This window comes from Hyphomonas sp. UBA3601 (assembly GCF_002375605.1).
GTDB lineage: Bacteria > Pseudomonadota > Alphaproteobacteria > Caulobacterales > Hyphomonadaceae > Hyphomonas.
On record NZ_DFME01000147.1, the window covers coordinates 1 to 1386 of the forward strand.

At 60.1% G+C, this 1386-nt stretch carries 1 protein-coding gene; it reads right to left on the reverse strand.

Translation table 11 applies throughout. From position 1 onward, the window contains the following. Positions 1-1386: Rne/Rng family ribonuclease (locus B4F73_RS16460; protein ID WP_290483818.1), on the reverse strand; the 1386-nt coding region annotated here is incomplete at both ends.

The following is a 1386-nucleotide window of genomic DNA, read 5'->3' on the forward strand; positions in this document are numbered from 1 at the left end:
CTTGCGACTCAGCTGCCTCTTGTTTGCGGCCACGACCGCCTCGGCGCCGACGGCGCTTGCGGCGGGTGCCTGTGGATTCGTCATCTTGATCAGCAGAGGCTTCGGACGTGTCGTCTTCGCTCTCGTCATCTTCATCCTCGTCATCACTGACGATTTGCTTGCTCGGCTTGGCGAGCGAGCGTGGTGGCTTGCGCTTCTTCGGCTTTCCGTTCGGGTCGCGCTCTGCATCGATCACGAAATCGCCGGGCAGCATGTCTTCTGACGAGTGAATCGAGACAGCAAAGCCGGCCACCTGTTCGACTTCGACCAGCGCTTCGCGCTTGTTGTTTAGCAGGTAGAGCGCGACATCGGTCGGAGCCTTCACGGAAATGGCTTTCAGGCCGCCCATGGAGGCGCGGGCCTCGATGGCCCGGATCAGCTGAAGTGCCGCCGACGGGATAGAGCGGCGACGGCCAGTGCCGTTACACGCTTCGCACGGATCGGAGGTTGCCTGCAGCACGCCCTGACGGCGACGCTGGCGTGAGATTTCCATCAGGCCGAACTGCGAGATGCGACCATGCTGGACGCGGGCCCGGTCCACCTTGAGGTGATCCTTCAGCTTTTTCTCGACGGCGCGATTGTTCTTGTTCTCGTCCATGTCGATGAAATCGATCACGATGAGACCAGCCAGGTCGCGCAGGCGCATCTGGCGACAGGCTTCCTCCGCAGCTTCGAGGTTCGTGCGCACCGCAGTCTGCTCAATGTTGCGCTCACGTGTCGACTTGCCGGAGTTCACATCGATCGCAACCAGGGCTTCGGTCTGGTTGATGACGAGATAGCCGCCGGATTTCAGTTGGACGGTCGGGGAGTAGATGGAATCGAGCTGCTGCTCGACCGCTTCGGCCACGAAAAGCGGGTCTTCCTCTTTCCATTGCTGAACCTTCTTGGACTGGCTCGGCATGATGAGCTTGGCGAGATCCTTCGCTTCGCGATAGGCCTCTTCACCATGAACAAGGACCTCCTCGATATCCTTGTCGAACATGTCGCGCATTGCCCGGTGGACGAGACCGCCCTCGGCATTGATCAGCATTGGAGCTTCGGATGTCAGTGTCTTCTCGACAATGTTTTCCCAAAGCTTGGAAAGATATTCATAGTCACGCTTGATCTCGGCCTTGGTGCGCTTGGCGCCTGCGGTCCGCACGATCAGGCCCATGCCGTCCGGCACATCCAGCTCGGAGACGATGGATTTCAGGCGCTTGCGGTCTGCGCCATTGACGATTTTGCGGGAAATGCCACCGCCGCGCGGCGTGTTCGGCATCAGGACCGAGTAGCGACCGGCGAGGGAGAGATAGGTGGTCAGGGCTGCGCCCTTGTTGCCACGTTCTTCCTTGACGACCTGGACAAGCA